A 17133-nucleotide genomic window follows, 5' to 3' on the forward strand; every position below is an offset into this window, starting at 1 on the left:
CGCAGCGGTCTGGACCACGACGGACGTCGCGGTAGCTCAAATCTCTGTCTGAATAGGGGTCCAGGTCGATGCCACCCCGACTCCGAAAGGTCACTGGACCGGGGGTTGGCTGGTGTAGACGGTCGGGTCGCCCTGGACGATCCAGACCTCCGGTGTGTTGATCGGCAGGAACGAGCGGTCGCCGCCCGGCTCGCGGGTGTCTGGCACCGAGTCCCCGGCGGGCAGGTGCATGATGAAGTTGACCGGCTGGGTGTCCTGGACGAGTGGGATGTCGTACTCGGCCCAGCCGCCCTCGACGCGGGTCCATGGCCACGGGTTGTCCCAGGCGATCTGGCCGAGCGTCGCCGGGTCGACGGCGTCGCCCCACATGTGCAGGCCCCAGCCCGTTTGCTGGTCGCCGTAGTCGCCGGCCGGGCGGAAGTAGTGCAGCGTCGCGACCGTCGCTTGTGGACCGGCGGCGCGTACGCGGCGCACCGGGCTGGTCGCCGTGGTGCCGTCCGGCTCGCGCACCGTGGCCCGGTACTCGATGGGGGTGTCGGACGCGAGATCGGCCGGGAGCGCGTCGAAGACGGTGTAGGCCGGTGAGCTGGCGTCGCTGCCGATCGGGGTCCAGGCGCCGGCGGCGACGCGGCGCTCGAAGGAGACGGTGTGGGTGGCGCGTTCCGGGTCGACGACCGCGCGGACCTCGACCGTGCCACGGACACGGCTGCCTTCGCTCGGCGCCTCGATCGACACCAGCGGGGTCGGCACGGACGCGGCGCGTGACGCGCTCGTCGCGGTGTGGCCGCGGTTGTCGAGGACCACGGCCTTGTACCGCACCGGAGTGCCCGCGCGCAGGCCGCTCACGTCGTGGAACACCTGGTACGGCGGGTTGTCGTCGACGCCGACCGGGCGCCACGAGCCGTTGCCGACCTGCGCGTAGAAGGAGACCTCGTAGAACGAGGAGCCGGCCACGCCGGCGGTGACGTGGATGCGGCCGCGGGCGCCCTCGGCCGCCGTGGCGCCGGTGATGCTCACCGCGGGCGCGGCCTTGGAGCCGGGGACGCGGCCGTCGAGCGCGTAGACCACAGTGGACAGCGGGGGCACCGTGAGGGTGAGCTTGCCGTCCGATGTGGACTTGACGCGGGCCGGGCCGCCGCCGTACAGGCGGTGGAAGCCGCGCTTGGCCGCGTAGGTGGGGATCGCCGCGGTCTGCGCCTGCTCGCTGTTGTTGAGGGCCACGACGTACTCGCGCTGCTCGTGCCGGTCGAGCCGGGAGAAGGCGTAGACGCCGGGGCCGCCGGCGGCGTAGCGGTGCACCTGCGCGCCGTCGCGCAGCGCCGGGTGCGCGCGGGTCAGCGCGGCGAGCCCCCGGATCGACTGGTACAGCGGATGGCCGCTGACGAAGTTGTCCTGCGCGTGGGTGGCGGCGGTGCCGAGCAGGTCGTCGTCGAGATAGTCCGGCACCTGGCTGGCGAACATGGTCTGGCGGGCGTTCTGGTCGCCGCCCGGGCCGGTGAAGCCCTGCTCGTCGCCGTAGTAGACGACCGGGTTGCCGCGGCTGAAGTACATCAGCTCGTGCGCGAGCCGGTCGCGGCTCAGCCATTCGGCGTCGCCGGCGGCGGGGTTGTCGGCGGTGACGAAGTGGCCGATGCGGCCCATGTCATGGTTGCCGAGGAACGTGGGCAGTTGGTACACGTTGGAGTCGGCGTCGGTGTACCAGTCGTCGCCGGCGAAGAACGTGGCGAGCTGGCCGGCCGACTGGCCGCGCGAGGCGAAGCCGCGGGCCGCGTCCTGAAACGGGAAGTCGAGCACCGCCTGCATCTTGTCGGCGGTGGTGAAGTGCGACGTGAAGCTCTTGGTCGTGTCGAAGACCTCGCCGAACATGAAGAACTCGCGCTTGCCCTGAGCGCGCGCGTAGTCGAGCACCTCGGGGCCGAACTCCTGCCAGAACTCGTCGTCGACGTGCTTCATCGTGTCGATGCGGAAGCCGTCGACGCCGAAGTCGCGGATCCACGCCTTGTAGACGTCGATCATTCCGGCGACCACGCGCGGGTGCTCGGTGAAGAGGTCGTCGAGGCCGAAGAAGTCGCCGTAGTACGAGTTTTCACCGACAAACGTGGTGTCGCCGCGGTTGTGGTAGAGCGTCACGTCGTTGAGCCACGCCGGCACCTTCAGGTTTTGCTCGGCGGGGTCGAGCACCGGCGTGTACGGAAACGATGTGGTGGGGCTGAGCGGCGGGAAGGAGGCCTTGCCGGCGAAGTCGCGGTCGTCGAAGGGCGCGCCGGCGGCGGTGCGGTAGGGGACCGCGTCCTTGGACACGTAGCCGCGGCGGGCGCCGCCCTCGTATCCGATCACGTCGGCGGTGTGGTTGGTGATGATGTCGAAGTAGACCTTCATGCCCCGCTCGTGCGCGGCGTCGATCAGCGCGCGCAGGTCCGCGTTGCTGCCCAGGTGAGGGTCGATCTGGGTGAAATCGGTGATCCAGTAGCCGTGGTAGCCGGCGGACGGGCCGTCTTCGAGCTGCACGGCCTTGTTCTTGAAGCTCGGCGTCAGCCAGATCGACGTGGTGCCCAGGCCGCGGATGTAGTCGATGCGGGAGAGCAGGCCCTTGAGGTCGCCGCCGTTGTAGAAGCCCTTCTTCGTCGGGTCGAAGCCGGAGACCAGCGGGTCGGAGCCGAGCCCACCCTGGTCGTTGCTCGGGTCGCCGTTGGCGAACCGGTCGGCCATGACGAAGTAGAACGACTCGTCGGTGACCGGCGAACGCAACGAGTGCAACCCGGACAAGCCCCGGTCACCGGCCACGGCCGGGGTCGCCAGCCCGAGTGTGGCGAGGATGGCGGCGAAGGCCGCGAGGACGCGACGGACGGACATGCTGGCCCCCCACAATCGACATTGACTGCCGGCATCGTCTCCGGGGACGTTACGCCCTCGAAACTTCGGCCGGACTCACCCCTTCGTCCACTCGGGCGAAATTTTGAGCTACCGCGACCTCCGTCGTGGTCCAGACCGTCGCTCCCGCGGCCTCACCCGTCCGCCGCTGGTCGCGCCCACCCCAGGCCGCCTGCGGCGGGTTGGGTTCGGTCTTGTCCCGCGGGCCCGCCGGCCCGCGGGAGCATACGGCCGGTAACTGGCGCGGACGCGGGCAAATATGTCGCTAAAGGTTTTCGTAGGGCCGGAGCAGGTGCCGGAGCGTGCCGGCGAGGGCGTCGCGCTGGCGGCGGTCGAGCGGGTCGAGGAAGCGCTCGTCGGCGGCGAGCACCGCGCCGAGGGCGCGCTCGGCGAGGCGCTCGCCCCGCGTGGTGAGCCGCACCCGCACCGCGCGGCGGTCGGCGGCGTCCGGGGTGCGCTCGACCAGCCCGGCGGCTTCCAGCCGGTTGAGGCGGGCGGTCATCGCGCCGGACGTGATCAGTGAGGAGCGCGCCAGGTCGGTGGGGTTGGTGCCGCCGGGGTCGGCGCGGCGGCGCAGCGTGTTGATCACGTCGAAGTCGGCGAAGCTCAGGTCGAACGCGGCCAGCGCGGCCAGGATCTCGCGCTCGCAGTGCTGCGCGCACAGCAGCAGGCGGCCGACCACCTCGAGCGGGCTGGCGTCGAGCCCCGGGTCGCGCGCCGACCAGGCCGCCACGATGCGGTCGACGGAGTCGGTGGGTGTCACATGCGCCACGGTACCTTGCCGTAAAGCTTTCCGCCTAAGTATCTTTACACCAAGCTATCTAGGAGAACGGGGAGTACCGATGTCCTACGACGAAGCGTTCCTCTTCCTGCACCCGGCCGCCGACCCGAGCGCCGACCGGGTCGCCCTCGAGCACAGCGGCGGGCGCACCCTGCTCGCGTGGGCGCCCGACGTGCCGGCCGCGGCCCGCGTCGCGGCCGAGCTGGCCGACCAGGGCGTGCGGCTGATCGAGCTCTACCGTGGCTTCGACCTGGCCGGCGCCGCCCAGGTCATCGAGGCCGTAGGCGGGCGCGCGCCGGTCGGCCTGGCGGGCACCGGCCGGCCCGGTGGCCGCAGCTGGGCGACGATCTACACCGACGACAACGCCGACCCGGAGGGCGTGCACGTGGTCCAGGAGCACCGCGACGGCAGCCGCACCACGGTCGTCGGCGCGCCGGAGGCCACGATCCCGGCGGTGGCGGCCGCGCTGGTCCGCTCGGGCGTCGAGGTGGTCGAGGTGTGCGGCGGCACGCCGCTGACGACGGCCGCCCAGGTCGCCGCCGCGGTCGGCGACGCGGCGCCGGTCGGCCTCGTCACCTGGCCGTTCGAGTCGATCGACGGCGCGGTCGCGTTCAAGGCGGCGTTCGAGTCGAGCCGGCCGTGAGCCTCTTCGGCGCGGCGCTGCCCGCCTCCCGTCACCGCCTCGGCGAAACGCTCGAGGCGGCGCGGACCGCGGAGGAGCTCGGCGCCGACCTTGTCACGGTCGCCGACCACCCGTACCTGCCGGACGAGCTGGAGACGCCCGCGCTGCTCGGGCTGCTGGCCGGGCACACCGAGCGCGTGCTGCTCGCGCCCAACGTCACGCCCCTCGCCCTGCGGCCACCGGCGCTGCTCGCCAAGACGGCGGCCACACTCCAGGTGATCAGCGGCGGGCGTTTCGTGCTCGGGCTTGGCGCGGGCGGCGCGGACGAGCGCGCGGTCGGCTTCGGTGGGCGGCCGCCGAGCGTGGCCGCCCTCGACGAGGCGGTCCCGCTCATCCGCCGGCTGTGGAGCGGCGCGCCGGTCGACCACGAGGGGCCGCACTTCCGGCTGGTCCAGGCCGAGGTCGCCGCGCCGCCGCGGCCGGTGCCGATCTGGGTCGGCGCCTTCAAGCCACGGATGCTCGCGCTCACCGGCCGGCACGCCGACGGCTGGCTGCCCACCAACGCGTACCTGGACCTGGCGGACGTACCCGAGATGCAACGCCGCGTCGACCGGGCAGCGACCGACGCCGGGCGCGACCCCGCGGAGATCCGGCGCGTCTTCAACGTGATGGGCACGATCTCCGACGAGATCCCACCGCGCAACGACCGCAAGCTCAACGGGCCGGTCCAGCAATGGGTGACCGCACTGCGCGACTACCGTGCCCGGCTTCGCTTCGACTCGATCGTCTTCTGGCCCGTGCGCGGCGACGTCCGTGACCAGGTGCGCCGCTTCTTCGAAGAGGTCCGCCCTCACCTCATCTGACGGCAGGACCTAGTTGGCGGTGGCGGTGGCCAGGCCGCGGCGGCCGGGGTAGGGGATCAGGTTGTCGGGCTCGAGGGCGGACGACGTGCCGTACCTGTCGTCGCTGGCGGACAGGGACGACGACGATTCGCCGTGCAGGTAGCGGCCGTAGGAGAGCATGCCCTCGACGAGCAGGCGCACGTCCTGCTGGGGGCGTACGACGAAGCGCAGGAACTGGCTGGTCATGCCGAGCTTGTTGCCGCACTCGCGGACGAAGAGGCCGTGCCGGGACAGCAGGTAGTCGCGCAGGTCGACGCCGCTCCAGCCGGGCGGGAGCTTGACCAGCAGGAAGTTGCCCTGCGACGGGAAGACGGTCAGGCCGGGCACGCGGCCCAGCTCGTCGGCCATCGTGTACCTGTCGCGGGCGAGCAGGCGCAGGCTCTCCCGGTACTCGGTCTCGTAGTCCTGGATCATGTGGACGACGGTCTCGGCGAGCGAGTTGAGGTTCCACTTCGGCAGGACTTTCGCGATCTTGCCGGCGATCTGCGGGTTGGCCACCAGGTAGCCGAAGCGGATGCCGTGCAGGCCGAAGTTCTTGCCCAGGCTCTTGAGCACCACCACGTTGGGGCGGATGGCCGCGTCCGGCGCGATCGACGGCTGGCGTTCGGCCTCGACGAAGTCGATGAACGACTCGTCGACCACCACCAGGTCGAGGTCGGTGAGCGCGTCGACGAAGCGCAGCACCTCGCGGCGGGGCAAGAAGCCGCCGTCCGGGTTGTTGGGGTTGCAGATCACCGCCACACGGGAGCCGCGGCTGCGGATGAACGCGACGTACTCCTCCAGGTCCAGCGCGTACCCGTCGGCCTCCTGGAGCGGAAACATGTCGACCCGCTTGCCCGTCTCCAGCGGCTGGTCGGTCCAGCGGCCGAAGGTGGGGATCGGGATCGCGATGCTCTCCTTGACCATCAGGTGGTCGAGCCAGGTGATCAGCTCGGTGGAGCCGTTGGCCATCGCGACCGTCTTCTGATGCAGGCCGAGCACGCTGCACAGCTTGTTGGTGATGTCGGCGGAGTCGCTCGGGTAGTACTTGAGGATCGACTCCAGGTTTTGCGCAAGCGCGGCGAACATGTCCGGCGTGGGGAAGTACGGGTTGCAGGGGATGCAGAAGTCGACGATCGGTGTGCCATCGCCCATGCTGCGGCTGAGCGCGAAGACCGACGGGCTGTGTGCCCCGGTGCGCAGCAGACCAAGGTCGACGTTTCCGTGTCGCACGGTGCCTCCAACTGTGGGGTGTCGTGGGGCGGTACGGGCCGGCCCGTGGCGGAGTTCGATCCCACAGAAAGGCTTAAGACGGACCTAACTACTCTCCGAGCTATGGATGAGCTTGAGTTCTACCGGCGGCACAGCGCGCTGACCGACCCGGGCGCCAAGCGGCACCTCTTCGCCGGCCTGCCCGCTGACCTGCACGGGTTGCTCCAGGTCGTCGGCGGTGTGGTCATCCATCGCGACCAGACCTGGCGGTGGGGTTTCACGCTCCCGGCGGAGCGCCACGACGAGGCCAACACCCGGAGCGTGGCGGCGATCCTCGACCGGCTCGGTTCGCTCGACGAGCGCCCGCCGGAGGAGCGGTTCGCCGGCACGTGCCGCGACTTCGCGGTGCTGCTCTGCGCCATGCTGCGCGAGGTGGGCGTGCCGGCGCGGGCACGGGCGGGGTTCGCCGGCTACTTCGCCGAGGACTTCTTCGACGACCACTGGGTGGTGGAGATCTGGGCTGGCGACGGCGGCTGGCGGCTTGTCGACGCGCAGCTGGGCAGCGCGCCCAAGGGCACGTACGACGAGCGCGACGTCGACCCGTTCGACGTGTCGCGGGACGGGTTCCTGGTCGGCGGCCAGGCCTGGCAAGAGTGCCGCGCCGGGCGCCGCGACCCGGCCCAGGTGGGCGTGCGGGCCGCGGGGCTGACCGGCATGTGGGAGGTGCAGGGCAACGTGCTGCGCGACCTGGCCAGCCTCAACCGGGTGGAGATGCTGCCCTGGGACAACTGGGGCCTCATCCCGGTCCACTACGACGGCCTGGCGCCGGCCGACCTCGGCCTGCTCGACCGGGTGGCGGCGGTCAGCGCGGCCGGCGGCCCGCTGGAGCGGGCCACCGAGGCCTACGCCTGGGATCCACGCCTGCCGGCGCCGGCCGACCTCGCCGGCGACGCCGACCGTGACCAACTGTGAACCCCTCTATATAGCGAGAGTTACCTCGGTCATGGGGGAGAACCGGCGCATGGTGTCGTAGGCGCGCACGCCCACCTTGTGGACCCCGGATCCGCTGTACGGCACGTAGGACTTGGTGTTGCCGACGGTCGTGACCAGGACGTCGTCGAGGTAGACCTCGTAACCGAGGACGACGACGTCGTCCCAGGAGGGTGCCCAGCTGACCGGCAGGTACCCCTGAAGTGGGGCGGCGAGCCGCAGGTCGAGGGGTGCGGCGGGTGCGGTGGTGTCACCGTGCCCGAGGATGAAGCACGCGCCCGGGGAGGCGTTGCCCGCCGCGTCGACCGCGCGGACGCAGCGGGAGCCGTCGGCCGGCGTCAGGCTCGGCAGCGAGATGCTGGTGGAAGTCGTCGTGTAGATGGTGATCCCGCTCGAGCTGAACACCTCGTACCCCACGACCGCGGTGTCGTCCACGGACGGATCCCAGCTGAGCAGCACACCGGAGGGTGGCAGCGGGGCGCTTCGCAGCACCGGCGTGCTCGGCGGGGTGACGTCCAGCGGCGGCGGGCCGGCGCAGGGCTCGGCGTTGACCGTGCAGTTGGCCGGGTCGCCGGTGCCGCGGACGCGGAAGCCGAAGCTTGTCGAGGCGCCCGGCGCGAGGTCGCCGTTGCGGCGGAGATTCGCGAACGTGTAGTGGCCGCCGGATCGGGTCAGCCGCGCGTCCCAGGCGTCGGCCACGGAGGTGCCGTCCGGCAGGTCGAACTCGACCCGCCAGGACGTGATGGCGGCCGGCCCGGGGTTGCGCACGGTCACCTTGCCGACGTAGCCGGTGGACCACTCCCGTTGCTTGACCACGTCGGCGGTGGCCGCCCGCGCGGCCGTGGGGACGAACGCGATCGAGGCGATCCCCGCGACCACCGCCGCGGCGAGGCGGGCAGGTCGTACCAGCCGCGCATTAAATAGGCCCATGTCAATTGATGGTAGGTGCCGGCGCGGACGCCCCACCAGGGGTTGGCATTGCGTGTTGGCGCAAGGGTTTCCGGTTACGCCGCGGACAGTGCGAAGGCCAGCGCCGCCGTCGCGGTGAAGTCGATCGCCGGCTCGGAGCTGGGCCAGGCGCGGACGTCGTCGAGGTAGCGGGCGTCCGGCCGGTCGTACGCGGCGAAGCGGTTGACGCCGTCCGCGGGGCAGGCGTTGGCGCCGTCCGGGATGCCGATGAACTCGAAGTTCTCCGCGCCGTTCGGACCGTTGACGACCGCGCCGCGGGGCAGTCCGGACAGGTTGGCCACCTGGTGCTGCGGGCACTGGGGGTACGTGGTGCCGGCGCCGATCATCAGCGAGGTGCCCCACGCGTTGGCGCCGAGCGCGAAGTTGCGCTGCCGGGTGCCGAACGCGTCGTACTCCCGCGAGCCGGTCAGCCGCCGGTAGAGCTGGGCGGTCGCCGCGTACCCGAAGCTGCGGGTGGCCGCGTCGAACTGCGTGACGTCCACCGCGTGGCCGAACGGGTGCTCGGCCGCGGCGTAGACGCCGCCGTCGAGCTGGCGCCGCAGGTCGGCGAGGAGCTCACCGGCGAGCGCGTCGCCGCGCAGCAGGGGCACCAGGTCGGCGTGCGCGAGCGCGCTCGTGTCGTAGAGGTTGAGCGTGTCCCACGGCTCGGTGTCGAGGTAGGCGCGGGCCCAGCCGGCCGCCTCGCGCACCCACTGGTGGCCGCGCGGGTCGTTCAACGCGAACGCGGCGCGGGCGAGCTGGGTGGCGCCCAGCTCCATGTCGTCCTGCCACGAGTCCTCGGGGTAGTAGGCGTGCGGGAAGGCGGTCACCAGCTCGCCCACGTCGGACACCAGGGCATGGCTGTAGAGGGACGCGCCCTCGGCCAGCCAGCGCCGTGCCGCCGCCTTGTCGCCGCGCTTCGCGGACACCTGCGCGGCCAGCGCGAACGCGGCCGACACCCGCCCGGCCAGGTTGGGGCTCACCTTCGCGCCGGGCTGGTTGGCGGGGAAGACCGGGCGGTACTTGATGAACTGGTACTCGTCGCCGGGCCCGGTCTCCAGCGCGTCGTCGGCCTCGGGCAGCCGCCACACGTCGTGGTCGCCGAGGAAGCCGAACTCCTCGCTGCCGGTGCCGATGCCGACCTGCGCGTACAGGGTGCGGCCGTCCCACATCTTGTCCAGCCAGCGCAGCCCGAAGGCGGTCTCCCCGCCCAGCGTCGCCGGCCCGGTGGTCTCGCGCTGCACGTAGAGCAGCTCGGCCAGCGCGTACGCCGAGGCGTGGGTGAACTTGACGAAGTCGCCGGCGTCGAACCAGCCGCCCTCGACGTCGACCTGGCGCGCGCCGGCCCGTGGCGACAGCGGCGCCGCCGGCACGTCACCGCCGTCGCCGGTGAAGACCGGGGGCTCGTACACGGTCGCCCGCCGGTCGGTCAGGTGTGACGGCTGGCGGTCCAGCTCACCGGGTACGACGTCGGCGCCGTCCCGCTGCACCTGGAAGAAGTTGACCGTGTCGGCGAGCAGCGGGTCGAAGAGCCGCTCCGGCCGGTCCACCCGGAACACCGGCGACTGGGCGCGCACGCCGCCGGAGACCCGCAGCCGGTACGTGCCCGGTGTGCGGACCGCCGTGAGGTCGATCGGGTGCACCGCGCCGTACGCCGCGCTCCACCCGCCGGCGCTGGCCCCGATCCGTCCGCTGTGGACGGTGCGGCCGCGCCGGTCGACCACGGCGAAGCGGGCGCCCTCGGCCGGCGCGGCGGTCATCAGGTATGCCCGTTTCGCCTCGCCGACCGCGTATCCGACCTGGTCGACCCGAAGCAGGCCGGTGGCGCCCGCTGGGGCCGGCCCGGCGGTGACCGCCGGGCCGGTGAGGAGCGTGACCGCCACGACGGTGATGGCGAGGAGAGACCGGCGCATCGCACACTCCCGCGACGAAGGTAAGTTAGGTTACCTGTCTAATGGATGGCGGGCACCTCCGTCAATGCTTTCAGCAGATCCGCGAGGACCGCCAGCCCGTCCTCGCTGAGCACCGACTCGGGGTGGAACTGCACGCCCGCGAACGCCGGCCCGCGCAGCGCGTGCACCGCCCCGTCAGCCGGGTCGCGGGCCAATTCGACCGGCCCGTACGGCGTGGTCAGCGCGCCGACCGCCGATAGCGCCGTGAACGTGGAGTAGAAGCCCACCCGCCGGATTCGGCCGAAGAGGTCCACCTCGCGCTGCATGCCCTGGTACGGCGCGTCCCGGCGGTGCAGGTCGAGGCCGAGGAGCCCGCACAGCAGCTGGTGGCCGAGGCAGACCGCGAGCAGTGGCCGGCCGCTGCGCAGCCGCGCGGTCAGCACCGCGCGCATCGCGGCCATCTTCACGTCGTCGACCTCGTTCGGGTCGCCCGGCCCGGGGCCGGCGACCACGAGGTCGAAGCCCTCCAGGGAACCGGGATCGGTCCACGGCCGGCGGGTGACGTCGTGGCCGAGCCACCGCATCTGGTGGGCCAGCATGCCGGTGAACGTGTCCTCGGCGTCCACGATCAGCGCGCGCGGCGCGGATGGCGGGATCGGCGCCGGCCCGCGCTCGTCGAGCCAGAAGCGGGCCAGCCGCTCGTTGCGCGCGGCCAGCGCGGCCCGCACGTCCGGGTCGGCCGACAGCTGTACATCCGTCTCGCTGGACGAACGCGGCGCCGCGGCGGGCCGCACACCGAGCGCGGCGAGCACACCGGCGGCCTTGGTGTGCGTCTCGGCGACCTCGCCGGCGGCGGTCGAGTGGCGCACCAGCGTGGCGCCGACCGGTACCCGCAGTACCCCGTCCGGGGTGATCTCCGCGGTGCGGATGAGGATCGGCGCGTCCAGCGTCTGCCGTCCGTCCGCGTCGTGGCCGAGCAGCGCCAGCACGCCCGCGTAGTACCGCCGCCCGCGCCCCTCGTGGCGGGCGATCACCCGGAACGCGTTCTCGATCGGGCTGCCGGTGACCGTCGGCGCGAACATCGTCTCGCGCAGCACCTCCCGCACGTCCCGCGAGCCCCGCCCGGCCAGCAGGTACTCGGTGTGGGTGAGGTGGGCCATCTCCTTCAGGTACGGGCCGACGACCTGGCCGCCGTGGTCGGCGACGGTGGCCATCATCTTGAGCTCCTCGTCGAGCACCATGTAGAGCTCGTCGACCTCCTTGGGGTCGGCCAGGAACTCCAGCAGCGCCTCCCGCTCGGCCGGCCCGTCCGGGTGGCGGAACGTGCCGCTGATCGGGTTCATCATCACCAGGCCGTCCTCGACGCTGACGTGCCGCTCGGGCGTGGCGCCGACCAGCACGCGGGTGCCGGTGTACACGAGGAAGGTCCAGTACGCGCCGCGTTCGCGGGTCAGCAGCCGGCGGAACGCGGCCAGCGCGGCCGGCAGCGGCTCGTCGACGAGCGCGGTGAACGTGCGGTGGATGACGAAGTTGGCCCCCTCGCCGTGGCCGATCTCGTCACGCAGCACGGCGCCGACCGTCTCGGCGTACTCCTCGTCGGAGATGTCGAATCCGCCGTCCCGCGTGGCCGGTGGCGTGTCCGGCAGCAGCGCCAGCGTCGCCTCGAGCGGCACCTCACCGTACGAGCGGATGGCCAGGCACTCCAGGGGCGTGCCGTCGTCGACGCAGGCGAACCCACGCTCGGTGATCTGCCGGTACGGCACCAGCGCGAGCGTGGCCGGGCCGGGCCGTCCGGGCGGCAAGGGGATGTCGGCGAGCCGATCGACGGTGGTCAGGTCGCCGGTGAAGATCTCGATGTGCGCCGCGCCCTCGCGACGCAGGAGCGCGAAAGGGCGTGGGTCCGGTGCGTCGAGCAGGGTCAGAAGATCCATCCGTACATTCCTCCGGGCCGGGGACCGCCTCGGGCGGACAACCGGTGCGTCGGAATGCTCTGCGCATCGACATCACGCTGTGGCCGCCTTATGTGGCGGCCGCGTGGGTATGAGCTACGCGCGGGTGGACGGGCCGCCGGGTTGGCGGCGCCACCAGGAATTGAGGCGCGCGAGCATGGGCGAGAGCGTAACAGATACGGTGGCGGGCGATGAGCATCCTGGCGCTTGACCTCGGCACGTCGTCGGTACGCGGGCTGGTGCTCGACGACACGGCGGTCCCCCTGCCGGGCGCGCTGGCCCGCCGGTCGATGGAGGTGGCGGTCGACGACACTGGCGCGGCCACCCTCGACGCGGCGGCCTACCTGGCCGCGCTCGTCGACTGCCTCGACGAGCTGGCCGCGGCCGGGCGTCTCGACGGCGTCCGCCTGGTCGCGGCGTCGTCCCAGTGGCACTCGGTGGTGCCGCTCGACGCCGCCGGCGCGCCGCTCGGTCCGCTGGTCACCTGGCTCGACACCCGCCCCGCGCCGCCGCCGGGCGCGGCCGGGCCGGCCGACCCGGACGCGTTCCACCAGCGCACCGGCGCGTGGTGGCACCGCTTCTACTGGACGGTCAAGCTGCCCTGGCTGAGGGCGAGCTGCGGTCCGGGGCTGGCGCGGTTCGCCGGGCTGCCGGAGTTCGTGTTCGGCGCGCTGCTGGGCGACGCGCCGACGTCCGTATCCGTGGCTTCCGGCACCGGGATGCTCGACCTGGCCCGCCTCGACTGGGACGAGGAGGCGCTCGCGATCGCCGGCGCCGCCCGCGCCGAGGTGCCGCCGCTCGCGCCGGCCGGCTGGCACGGTCGGCTGCGCCCGGAGTACGCCCGCCGCTGGCCGGCCCTGGCCGAGGCGCCGTGGGCGCCGCCGACCGGCGACGGCGCCGCGTCAAACGTGGGCACCGGCTGCTTCGACCCGAGCCGTGCGGCGGTCACCGTCGGCACGTCGGCCGCGGTGCGGCTGGTGCAGCCGGTGACACCCGGCGCGCCGCTGCCCCCGCTGCCGGGATCGGTGTGGCGCTACCGGGTCGACCACGAGCGGATCGTCACCGGCGCCGCGTACTCCGCGGGCGGAAACCTCTTCGCCTGGGCCAAGCGGACGCTCCAGCTGCCCGAGGGCGACGCGCTGGAGAAGGAGCTGTCGGCGATCACGCCGGGACGGGGCGAGGTGCGCGCCGACCCGCGGCTGGGCGGCGACCGCCCGCCCGGCATGGCGCCGAGCGGGGCCGGGACGCTGTCCGGGCTCGCCTTCTCCACCACGCCCACCGAGATCTTCGCCGGGCTGATGGACGGCGTCTGCGCGATGATCGCCCGTGACCTGGCCACGCTTGAGTCCACTGTGGACCACGCTACCGAGGTGGTCCTCGGCGGTGGGGCGGTGGCCGCCCAGCCGTGGTGGCGCCGCGCCTTCCAGGTGGCGCTGGCGCCGCGGACCGTGCGCCATGTCGACAACCCGGAGGTGGGTGCCACCGGGGCCGCCATGCTGGCCGCCGGCCTCACCACTAGCCGGACGGCATCGTCCGGATGGGGGAGCCCACCTCGGCGGTAACGGCAAGATCCGGTCAGCCGCTGTATTCTTCGTGAACTTGTTGCAGGTCGCGGCGTTGACACCGACCGCGTGCCTGATTGGATGGACTCCGCTCCTCGTCAGGCCGGGTACGAGGTAAGGGGGAGGCGTGGTCTCTGCTGCCCCGGAGCCGTCCACCCGGACGGTTCCGCGACACCGTCGGCGGCTCGATGTCCGGGTTATCCCACATCGGCGGCGTTCGCGGTTTCGCGTCCGGGATTGGCGGATGCGCACCAAGCTTGGCACGGTGCTCGTCATCCCGTCGCTGGCCTTCATGGTCGTGGCCGGCGTGCAGACCAGCGCGCTGATCGGCCAGGCGACCGTGCTCGACGAGTTCGCCGACCAGGTGTCGCTCGGCCAGCAGATCACCACGCTGGTGCACGACCTACAGAGCGAGCGCGACCGCACCGCCGGAAACCTCGCCGCGCTCCAGGCCAAGAAGACCAGCGCCAGCCAGGCCACGGCTGACATCCGGCAGTACTACGTGGCGGTCGACCGCTCCGCCGCCGACTTCCGCGAGGCGGCCGACCCGCTCTCCGGCGGTGACGCGGCCTGGCGGGTCGCGTTCAACCGGGCCCGCGACGCGGTCGACGACCTGCCCACCCTGCGCGGCGCGGTGGCCAGCGGCGCGGTCAGCGCGGACACCGTGGTCGGCAACTACACCCGCACGATCGACGCGCTGCTTACCCTCCTGGCCCAGCCCTCTCCGGGCGTCGAGCGGCCCGAGCTCACCGAGATGGTGCTCCGGTACGTCGAGATCGCCCGCATCAAGGAGATCGGCTCCCGGCTGCGCGCCCGTCTCTTCGCCGCGGCCAGCGCCGGCAGGTACGGCCCCACCGACCAGGTCGAGCTCACCGACCTGCGGGCGCAGCAGCTCACCGCGCTCGCCGACTTCCGGATCGCGGCCACCAACCAGCAGATCCTGCGGTACGAGCGGGCGGCCGCGGACGCCAAGTTCGGCGCCGCGGTCGCGATGGAGCAGACCACGATCGCCACTGGCAGCGGCGACGCCAAGGTGCTCGAGCCGTTTCGCTGGTGGTCGCTGAGCCAGGACCGGCACGACCTGCTGCGCCAGGTCGAGTCCGACGTGCTCGGCGACGCGGTCGACGAGACCGGCGCGCGAAGCGCCGACCAGCTTCAGCGCACGCTGCTGGTCGCCGGCTCGGTGCTGGCCGTGCTGCTGATCGCCCTGGTCATCTCGGTGCTGATCGGCCGGTCCGTGGCCCGCTCCCTGCGCGAGCTGCGCCGCCACGCCATGCACGTCGCCCAGGAGGAGCTGCCCGACGCGATCGAGCGGCTCCGTGCCGCCGGCCACGGCATGCCGAGGATCGAGGTGCCGCCTTCCACGGTGCGGTCGATGGACGAGGTGGGCGAGGTCGCGGAGGCGTTCGTCGCCGTGCACCGCAGCGCCGTCGACCTCGCCGTCGAGCAGGCGGTCATGCGACGCAACGTCAACGCGATGTTCGTCAACCTGGCCCGCCGCAGCCAGGTGCTGGTCGAGCGGCAGCTGGAGCTGCTCGACGAGCTGGAGCGCGACGAGAGCGACCCCGACCAGCTGGGCAACCTGTTCAAGCTCGACCACCTCGCCGCTCGTATGCGCCGAAACGACGAGAGCCTGCTGGTGCTGGCCGGCACCGAGTCGAGCCGCCGCTGGAACGAGCCGGTCTCGCTGTCCGCGGTGGCGATGGCGGCCGCCGCCGAGATCGAGCAGTACCCGCGGGTGCGGCACGAGTCCGTCGACAACCTGTACGTGGTCGGTCACGCGGTCGCCGACGTCGTGCACCTGCTCGCCGAGCTGCTGGAAAACGCGACGAACTTCTCGGCGCCGTTCACCCAGGTGAAGATGACGACCCGTTCGTCGAGCGGGCGGACCGCCACCGTGGAGATCGTCGACGAGGGTCTGGGCATGAGCGACGCGGCGCTCGACGAGGCGAACGCGCTGCTCGCCGAGCCGCCCGCGGCCGACGTCGCGGCCTCGGAGCGGATGGGCCTGTTCGTGGTCAGCCACCTGGCCGCGCGGCACTCGATCCGGGTGCGGCTGGTCGCCGCCGAGCGGGGCATCATCGCCACCATCTGGCTGCCGCCGAGCCTGCTCGCGCCCGCCCCGCCGGCCCGCGCGCTGCCGGAGCCGGCCGCCCGGCCGGTGCTCGCCTCGGTCGCCGCTTCCGTGCCCGACTCGGTCAGCCGCGAGCTGCGCCTGGCCGCCGCGCCGGCGGTGGTGCCCGCGATGCCACCGCGCGTGCCGGCCACCCCGGCCACGGCCCGTCCGGCGTTGCCGGCCGCCGAGGTGGGCGCAGGCGCCCGCGCCCGCCGCGGGTTGACCCGGGCCGAAGACGTGCTCAAGTCCGCCGGTGCCACCGCGACCGAGACCGGCAGCACCTGGTGGTCGCGCCAGGGCGGCGGCCGGGCGGGCGGGCTCAACGGCGGCACCGCTCCCGTGCCGCCGGCGGCGACCGGCCCCGGTGGTCCCACCCCGCCGTCTGTGCCGATCACCGGTGGCACGATGGCCAACGGCCTGCCGATGCGGGTGCCGATGGCGCAGCTGCCGGACGTGCCTGACGCGCCGCGGCCGGCGGCGCACGTGCCGAGCGCCCGGGTGGAACCGGATCCGGAGGCGGTTGGCAGCATGCTTTCCAGGTATTACAGCGGTGTCCGCCGGGCCGAAGCGGAGGACAGCGGCGACGTCAGGGAAACGATCGACCAGGAGGCGAAACAAACGTGAGTGAGCTCAGTCAAGATGCCCGTGATCTGAGCTGGCTGGTCAGCGCGTTCGCCGATCGCACGCCGGGCGTGGCCCACGCGATCGTCGTCTCCTCCGACGGGCTGCTCGTCGCGGTCTCCGACCACCTGCCCCGCGACCACGCCGACAAGCTGGCCGCGGTGACCTCCGGTCTGATGAGCATCACCACCGGCGCGGCCCAGATGTTCGACAACGACGTGGTCAAGCAGACGGTGGTGGAGCTGGGCCGGGGCTACTTCCTGGTGATGGCGGTCCGGGACGGTTCCATCCTGGCCACCCTCGCCGCGGGTGACGCCGACATCGGCGTGGTGGGCTACGAGATGGCGCGGCTGGCCAAGCAGGCCGGCGAGATGCTCACGCCCGCGCTGCGGGCCGAGCTCCAGCAGGCGCTGCCCCGATAACCCCCGGGGGTACGGGCTCTCGACCCGCGCTCCATCCCCGCCCTCTACGCTCGGGGAAAGGACCGAGCAAAAGGGGATGGTGTCGTGGCGCGTCGTCTGTTTACGTCCGAGTCGGTCACGGAGGGCCACCCGGACAAGATCGCTGACCAGATCAGTGACGGGGTCCTGGATGCCCTGCTCGCCCAGGATCCGCGTAGCCGGGTCGCGGTCGAGACGCTGATCACGACCGGTCAGGTGCATGTGGCCGGTGAGGTCACCACCAAGGC

Annotated in this window: 13 protein-coding genes; 7 read left to right on the top strand and 6 right to left on the bottom strand. The window is 72.5% G+C overall.

Features of this window, described 5'->3' with window-relative positions; translation table 11 throughout:
- Nucleotides 1-90 precede the first annotated feature (90 nt).
- Together ACTMTJ_RS34175 and ACTMTJ_RS34180 are read right to left on the bottom strand one after the other, a co-directional pair.
- Complete coding sequence (locus tag ACTMTJ_RS34175; RefSeq protein WP_441222803.1) at nt 91-2853, bottom strand: alpha-amylase family glycosyl hydrolase; 2763 nt, start codon at nt 2851-2853, stop codon at nt 91-93.
- Nucleotides 2854-3136: 283 nt separating this feature from the next.
- A complete protein-coding gene (locus ACTMTJ_RS34180) occupies nt 3137-3634 on the bottom strand; it encodes a MarR family winged helix-turn-helix transcriptional regulator (protein WP_441222804.1) in 498 nt (165 codons plus the stop codon).
- A 79-nt stretch (nt 3635-3713) separates the two neighbouring features.
- Here ACTMTJ_RS34180 and ACTMTJ_RS34185 point away from each other — a divergent pair, with 79 nt between their 5' ends.
- Together ACTMTJ_RS34185 and ACTMTJ_RS34190 are read left to right on the top strand one after the other, a co-directional pair.
- Complete coding sequence (locus ACTMTJ_RS34185) at nt 3714-4295, top strand: DUF6506 family protein (protein WP_441222805.1); 582 nt, start codon at nt 3714-3716, stop codon at nt 4293-4295.
- Nucleotides 4292-5137 carry an LLM class flavin-dependent oxidoreductase gene (locus ACTMTJ_RS34190; protein ID WP_441222806.1) on the top strand — a complete coding sequence of 282 codons (846 nt, stop codon included), beginning with the start codon at nt 4292-4294 and terminating at the stop codon, nt 5135-5137. The genes ACTMTJ_RS34185 and ACTMTJ_RS34190 overlap by 4 nt, the downstream gene beginning before the upstream one ends.
- A 9-nt stretch (nt 5138-5146) precedes the next feature.
- Here ACTMTJ_RS34190 and ACTMTJ_RS34195 read toward each other — a convergent pair whose 3' ends face one another.
- Nucleotides 5147-6388, bottom strand: coding sequence for a pyridoxal phosphate-dependent aminotransferase (locus ACTMTJ_RS34195; RefSeq protein ID WP_441222807.1), 1242 nt, complete (start codon nt 6386-6388; stop codon nt 5147-5149).
- A gap of 102 nt (nt 6389-6490) precedes the next feature.
- Here ACTMTJ_RS34195 and ACTMTJ_RS34200 point away from each other — a divergent pair, with 102 nt between their 5' ends.
- Nucleotides 6491-7339 carry a transglutaminase-like domain-containing protein gene (locus ACTMTJ_RS34200; RefSeq protein ID WP_441222808.1) on the top strand — a complete coding sequence of 283 codons (849 nt, stop codon included), beginning with the start codon at nt 6491-6493 and terminating at the stop codon, nt 7337-7339.
- Nucleotides 7340-7345: 6 nt separating this feature from the next.
- Here ACTMTJ_RS34200 and ACTMTJ_RS34205 read toward each other — a convergent pair whose 3' ends face one another.
- From ACTMTJ_RS34205 to ACTMTJ_RS34215, 3 genes are all read right to left on the bottom strand, one after another.
- Complete coding sequence (locus ACTMTJ_RS34205) at nt 7346-8287, bottom strand: cellulose binding domain-containing protein (RefSeq protein ID WP_441222809.1); 942 nt, start codon at nt 8285-8287, stop codon at nt 7346-7348.
- 74 nt (nt 8288-8361) lie between these two features.
- Nucleotides 8362-10218 carry a glycoside hydrolase family 9 protein gene (locus ACTMTJ_RS34210; protein ID WP_441222810.1) on the bottom strand — a complete coding sequence of 619 codons (1857 nt, stop codon included), beginning with the start codon at nt 10216-10218 and terminating at the stop codon, nt 8362-8364.
- Nucleotides 10219-10256: 38 nt separating this feature from the next.
- The gene (locus ACTMTJ_RS34215) at nt 10257-12128 is read right to left on the bottom strand and encodes a chorismate-binding protein (protein WP_441222811.1); all 1872 of its coding nucleotides are present in this window, start codon (nt 12126-12128) and stop codon (nt 10257-10259) included.
- Nucleotides 12129-12337: 209 nt separating this feature from the next.
- On the opposite strand from ACTMTJ_RS34215, the gene ACTMTJ_RS34220 reads away from it, so the two are divergent.
- The 4 genes from ACTMTJ_RS34220 to ACTMTJ_RS34235 all read left to right on the top strand — a co-directional run.
- A complete protein-coding gene (locus ACTMTJ_RS34220; protein WP_441222812.1) occupies nt 12338-13708 on the top strand; it encodes an FGGY family carbohydrate kinase in 1371 nt (456 codons plus the stop codon).
- A 244-nt stretch (nt 13709-13952) separates the two neighbouring features.
- The gene (locus ACTMTJ_RS34225; RefSeq protein ID WP_441222813.1) at nt 13953-16448 is read left to right on the top strand and encodes a nitrate- and nitrite sensing domain-containing protein; all 2496 of its coding nucleotides are present in this window, start codon (nt 13953-13955) and stop codon (nt 16446-16448) included.
- Nucleotides 16445-16867, top strand: a complete 423-nt coding sequence (locus ACTMTJ_RS34230; protein WP_441222814.1) for a roadblock/LC7 domain-containing protein — start codon at nt 16445-16447, stop codon at nt 16865-16867. The genes ACTMTJ_RS34225 and ACTMTJ_RS34230 overlap by 4 nt, the downstream gene beginning before the upstream one ends.
- An 84-nt stretch (nt 16868-16951) precedes the next feature.
- The coding region (locus ACTMTJ_RS34235) for an S-adenosylmethionine synthetase N-terminal domain-containing protein (protein WP_441222815.1) at nt 16952-17133 on the top strand (182 nt) is incomplete at its 3' end.

Origin of the sequence: Phytohabitans sp. LJ34 (assembly GCF_052068095.1) — a bacterium.
In the GTDB taxonomy this organism is placed as follows: domain Bacteria; phylum Actinomycetota; class Actinomycetes; order Mycobacteriales; family Micromonosporaceae; genus Phytohabitans.

Bases quoted from the DNA above. Each gene is read 5' to 3' on its own strand.
- ACTMTJ_RS34175 (WP_441222803.1), bottom strand. From the start codon at position 2,853: ATGTCCGTCCGTCGCGTCCTCGCGGCCTTCGCCGCCATCCTCGCCACA.
- ACTMTJ_RS34225 (WP_441222813.1), top strand. From the start codon at position 13,953: ATGCGCACCAAGCTTGGCACGGTGCTCGTCATCCCGTCGCTGGCCTTC.
- ACTMTJ_RS34205 (WP_441222809.1), bottom strand. From the start codon at position 8,287: ATGGGCCTATTTAATGCGCGGCTGGTACGACCTGCCCGCCTCGCCGCG.
- ACTMTJ_RS34210 (WP_441222810.1), bottom strand. From the start codon at position 10,218: ATGCGCCGGTCTCTCCTCGCCATCACCGTCGTGGCGGTCACGCTCCTC.
- ACTMTJ_RS34200 (WP_441222808.1), top strand. From the start codon at position 6,491: ATGGATGAGCTTGAGTTCTACCGGCGGCACAGCGCGCTGACCGACCCG.
- ACTMTJ_RS34215 (WP_441222811.1), bottom strand. From the start codon at position 12,128: ATGGATCTTCTGACCCTGCTCGACGCACCGGACCCACGCCCTTTCGCG.
- ACTMTJ_RS34220 (WP_441222812.1), top strand. From the start codon at position 12,338: ATGAGCATCCTGGCGCTTGACCTCGGCACGTCGTCGGTACGCGGGCTG.
- ACTMTJ_RS34185 (WP_441222805.1), top strand. From the start codon at position 3,714: ATGTCCTACGACGAAGCGTTCCTCTTCCTGCACCCGGCCGCCGACCCG.